Source organism: Halorubrum sp. Boch-26, assembly GCF_029889805.1.
GTDB lineage: Archaea > Halobacteriota > Halobacteria > Halobacteriales > Haloferacaceae > Halorubrum.
This window is the reverse complement of sequence record NZ_JARANT010000138.1, coordinates 1-4,605: the sequence shown is the minus strand read 5'-3', so window position 1 is coordinate 4,605 and position 4,605 is coordinate 1. Positions and strand designations below refer to the sequence as shown.

General features: G+C 61.4%; 8 protein-coding genes. All 8 read right to left on the bottom strand.

Translation table 11 applies throughout. From position 1 onward, the window contains the following. Nucleotides 1-138: 138 nt before the first annotated feature. Nucleotides 139-456, bottom strand: a complete 318-nt coding sequence (locus OQF71_RS13925; protein WP_280588407.1) for a hypothetical protein — start codon at nt 454-456, stop codon at nt 139-141. A 222-nt stretch (nt 457-678) separates the two neighbouring features. After that, entirely contained in the window at nt 679-927 is a 249-nt protein-coding gene (locus OQF71_RS13920) for a hypothetical protein (protein WP_280588405.1), read from the bottom strand. 268 nt (nt 928-1,195) lie between these two features. Beyond that, nucleotides 1,196-1,807 (bottom strand): tyrosine-type recombinase/integrase, encoded by a 612-nt coding sequence (locus tag OQF71_RS13915; protein ID WP_280588404.1) that lies wholly within the window; start codon nt 1,805-1,807, stop codon nt 1,196-1,198. 499 nt (nt 1,808-2,306) lie between these two features. Beyond that, on the bottom strand, nt 2,307-2,534 hold the full coding sequence (locus tag OQF71_RS13910) for a hypothetical protein (RefSeq protein WP_280588402.1): 228 nt from the start codon (nt 2,532-2,534) through the stop codon (nt 2,307-2,309). Beyond that, nucleotides 2,527-2,694, bottom strand: coding sequence for a hypothetical protein (locus OQF71_RS13905; protein ID WP_280588401.1), 168 nt, complete (start codon nt 2,692-2,694; stop codon nt 2,527-2,529). The genes OQF71_RS13910 and OQF71_RS13905 overlap by 8 nt, the downstream gene beginning before the upstream one ends. Further along, nucleotides 2,687-3,145, bottom strand: coding sequence for a hypothetical protein (locus OQF71_RS13900; protein WP_280588400.1), 459 nt, complete (start codon nt 3,143-3,145; stop codon nt 2,687-2,689). Before OQF71_RS13900 ends, OQF71_RS13905 begins: the two co-directional genes overlap by 8 nt. Nucleotides 3,146-3,380: 235 nt before the next feature. After that, on the bottom strand, nt 3,381-4,022 hold the full coding sequence (locus OQF71_RS13895) for an SWIM zinc finger family protein (RefSeq protein WP_280588399.1): 642 nt from the start codon (nt 4,020-4,022) through the stop codon (nt 3,381-3,383). Then, complete coding sequence (locus tag OQF71_RS13890; protein WP_280588397.1) at nt 4,019-4,405, bottom strand: hypothetical protein; 387 nt, start codon at nt 4,403-4,405, stop codon at nt 4,019-4,021. Before OQF71_RS13890 ends, OQF71_RS13895 begins: the two co-directional genes overlap by 4 nt. Nucleotides 4,406-4,605: the final 200 nt, after the last annotated feature.

Below are 4,605 nucleotides of genomic sequence, written 5' to 3'. Positions count from 1 at the left end.
CCGCCCCGACGTCGGCGGGTATGTCGTCGGCTTGCGTGACTTTGGCGAACCGCCGGTCGAACCGGCCGGTGAGGTGGTCGCCGTAGTCGTCCCGTACCGCGTTGGCGTCCGCTCGGGTACCGAATTCGACGATCTCCGTCACGCACAGCCCTCCACGATGTCCGCGCCGGTCGGGTCGAACGCGAGCGACGGGCAGGGTTCGCTGTCGTCGACGCGCGCCCCTTCGGCGGCCTCGCCGTCGACAGCGTCAGAGCCCATCCCGTCGCGAAGCACCAGGGCGTCGGCGCCGGTCGGGTTGAGGTCGCAGTAACGACCCGGTTCTTCGTCCCAGTACGGACACGGCAGGCGGTACGCGGTCGCCCGGCGGTAGATCTCGCGGAGCCGTGAGAGTGCGGTTCGCTCGCCCTCGTCCTCCGGCTGGAGCGCGAGGGCGGCGCCGGCTTCAGAGACGCGCATCGCTAGAAACCCTTGTTTTGACTTGTTCTACTGGCGGAACATCGATGGTCAAATACACCATACCCCGCAAATCAGCCTGTATAGATATGTTTCTTATCGCTGAATTAGCTATTAAATAAATAAGTAGCCTGTATATCGATGCTAACGGAGTAATAGAACAAAAAAGAGCAAAAGAGGTCTCCTACCATCGTAAAATAGTGATATTGTACCTCTTAGTTACAATTAGAACAGAGATTTTAGGCGAGACAAGATACCGCCTTCAGTTTCCTCATCTTCTTCTTTTGATGATTCAGATGATCTCTTCTCGCGGCCCTTATTTTGGACATCAGAATTAGGACTAACTCCCGTCGTATCTTTTGATTCTGAATATTTCATTCTCTCCAAGTCGCTGAGAGCAGAATCTACATCAAACTTCTCAGTTTCCAAGTTGTTGTTTTTGTCACCCGGCTCGGACAACTCAACGGGCCGCATTACTGTCTCTCCGCACGAAGGACAGGTTCGAGGGTTCCGTGGCCGTTCCGTGATTTGACCACAGCTTTGACATTGGAATTGTAACGTATCAGCCATACTCGGAACCAATATTACATGAAGATTAGAGTATATTCTCGTATACTTTCCGGTTGTTTGTCAGAATCGCATCCTCAGACACCTATCTGATTCTGTTGAAAATGTGCCGTAGATACAGTCGAATACCTAGGTCGGTCATTGACTGAGTATTCCTAAAATTAAAATGAGATATTCATACTCGGTCTATGTGGTCGTAGACTCGCTCGGTGGTCTGGATCGTCGCGTGCCTGAGCCGGTTCCGCACGTCGTAGAAGGTGTGGCCCTCTTCGACGTTGAGCATCCGGTAGGCGACGCTGTGCCGGAGCGTGTGCGGCGTCACGTCCTCCGGGTCGCCTTGTCCGGTGACCGTCATCGGTCGCACCTCGGCGCCGACCGCGGCCTCTCGGACGACGTTGCGAACGGACTCGGTCGTCATCCGGTCGGACTGTCTTGACGGCCACAGAGCCGCGGTCTCCTTCCAGCGACCGGCGAGGTACGTCCGGAGCGTCCGGACGGTCTCGTCAGCCAGCTCGATCTCGGTGTAGCTCGGCGTGCGGTCGGTCGGGTAGTCCTTCTGGATGTCTGCCGGGAGCGCGAAAACGCCGTCGTCGAGGTCGGCGTGGTCGGCCACGTCGAGCGCGACGGCCTCCGCAACGCGGAGCCCGGAGTCGTAGAGCGTCGCGATCAGCGCGTCGTTGCGAGCCGCGAGGTACGGCGCGCTCGCTTCGACGGTCGCGGAACGCATCCGCTCCACCTGGTCCGGCTTCAGCCAGACGGTCGCTTTGTCTTGAGTTTGGGTTTCCATTGTTCGGGGTGTTTCGAGGTAGTCGTTTTATAAACGGTTCAGGGGAAGGGAAGTGCGAGTTTGGGTTTCTGTACAGAGAATCCAAAACTCGGCTGAACCTCTAACATGGTACACCTGAAGGACTCACTAGCAGAAAGCTGGGAGTGGCTTTTTGTTCTCGGTTGATAGTTTGGACAGCATGAAGGCATGGGCGTGTAAGCGGTGCGATCAAATCCACACCCAGAACCCCGACGAGTGCCGGAATTGCGGACACAGAATCTTTCGACCCGTCTCTGAAGATGAGCTACGAGATCGCTCAACTGACACCGAAACTCCGGAATCGGTCTCCGTTGGGACGACAGTCGGCGGGTCCAAAGAGATTGATTCGGGAGGATCGCCAGACGTGAACCTCGACGGTTCAATAAGCGACCCCGACCCAGAAGAGCACGATTCTGCTGAGGTGGAGAAAGGACTCTTCGGACGAATCGCCGACTGGTTCCGGTCGTAGAACAGCTCGATCTCATCGGCTCACCTCAACGTACTCGACGACGTGCGCCGCGTTCTTCTCATCGTGATCGACGAAGCGATCCTCGCCCGGTTCGACGTAGATCCGCTCGCTGTGGTCGCACGACAGGCACGTCACGTCGAAGATCCGGCGTCTCCAACGGTCGATCGAGTCCTCCGTGTCGCGCTTCCCGCGGAGATCGACGTTCGGTGCCGCGCCGATGACGGTCGCCTCGTTACGCATCGTTCCCCTCGTCGCTGTCGCGGTCGCCGTCGATGAACGCGGTCGCGGTCCCGCACCGCGGGCACGTGGCGATCCGCGTCTTCCGGTCGCCCTCGGCGGTCTCCTCAACGAGCGTCGCGATCCAATCGTGGCCGAGCAGCCAGCAGCGCAGGTTACGCATCGCGAGCACCTCCGTCGGTCCGCACAGCGTCGGCGAGACCGGCAATTTCGTCCGGCTGTCGGACCACCAGCACACCCCATTTCGGCTCAACCACCTGCTGGCCGCCAACTCGCTGCCGTTCGAGCGGAAGGATCACGCGCCGCTTTACGCTCCCCTTCGGGATGTTGAGGCGGTTCGCGACCCGGCTCATCGCGGTGTCGACATCGATCCGCGACTGGAACGGCGAGGCTTCGTCGCAGAGCACTTCGTAGCCTCGGCGGACGACCGGATCGTCCGGGAGGTACGCGACCACGTTCGCCTCGTTGCTGTCGCGGTCTGCGTAGCTCTCGCGCAGCGCCGCCCGGATCGCCTCCGAGCGCGACCCGTGCTCATCCGCCGCGTCGTCGAGCGCGTCGAGGAGCTCGTCGTCGCTCACTCGCGCCGACACGCGCTTCCCCGTCTCGGCGCTCATCGACTCACCTCGCTTCCGGTGACCTCGCTCGGCTCGGCCGTCCACGCGCAGCAGCGCGCGCGGCGCCTGCTGTTCGCCCGCACATCGCCCGTGCATGAGGGGGGACTCCGTTCTGACGACGCGCCCCCGTCTGTGTGACACGGACCGGTTCCGGCAGTAGCGTTCTTGTTACCCCCGAAAACTGCGGAATCGGTCTGTGTGACACGGTCGTCGTTTGTCACACGGATCACGTCGTTCATCGGTCCACCCCCTCGCCGAGCAGCCGGCGATCGTCGGTGACCCCGTCGCGACGGGCGGCGGTGCCGCCGTCGGCGCGGAGCTGCTGTTCGTGCTCGTGGACCTTCTCGCGAGCGACCCGGAGCCGGTTCGAGACCGTGCCGGGCGACGAGTAGCCCTTCTCGCGCTGGAACTCGCGGACGCCTTTGTCGCCTAGTTCGCACGCTAGGTACGCCTCGCGCTGTTTGTCCGTGAGGTACGGGTAGCGGCGTTCGGCGGGGTCGACGGCGTCAAGGTCACAGATCCGGACCACTCGCCCGTTGATGTCCCGCTCCGGCGTCACGCCCTTCCACGCGGCCTTTCTGACGGCGCAGAGGTGGACGCAGGGGCCGTCGTTGTACTCCCAGCCCTTGCAGTCGCAGAGACCGACGTGGTGGTCTCCCTCCCGGGCTAGAACGACGTGGTGCCACTCCTCGCCCTCGGGGCTCTTGACCTTGAACGCGAGCCGCGACACGGTCTCGATGTCCGACTCGTAGGGGACCGCCTTCTTCCAGCTCGTATCGTCCGTGCCGGCGAGCCGCTCGAAGTTGATCGACTCGCCGATCTGCGTGTCGACCCGGCCGAACTCTTCGAGCCCGCTGCGGGAATCCGCCCGGCTCATGGCGGGGAACACCCCCGAACGAAGGTGCCGACGCCACCCGCATGTCTGTCGAGGATGTGATCCCGAACGGACTCCGCAACGTCCTCGGCCGGGACGGCTTCCTCGTGGATGTACTCCGATTCGACGGTGACCTCGGTACCCTCGACGAACGTCTCGGTCAGGACGTTGACGTGGTAGTATTGGTCGCCACGTCTCTCATAGCCGTTCCAGCCGGCGCTGTCGCTCCAGAGCTGGAGGCGCGCGTCGCAGTTACCGTCCTCGACCGGCCGAAAGAGCTGATCGACGCGTACCGTTTCGATCCGCTCGCGCTCAATCTCGACCGCGTCGCCGTCGATGTCGACAGCGACCTGTATCGCCTCGTCGCTGTCGCGCTCCGCACTCATGCTTCACCCCCGTCCACTGCAAAATTCGCAGGACGGTGTCGGGGGGTGTGATCAACCTTGTTGCACTCCGATTTTTCGGGGCGTCTTCTGAAAACGCGGACTAGTCGCTCACGTCTTCTACGGTGAAAGTACGACAAAAGCGCCGTAGAGGCGCTTTCGCCGTAAAATTCGGATCCGCCCTCCCCGAATTGAACGGGGGA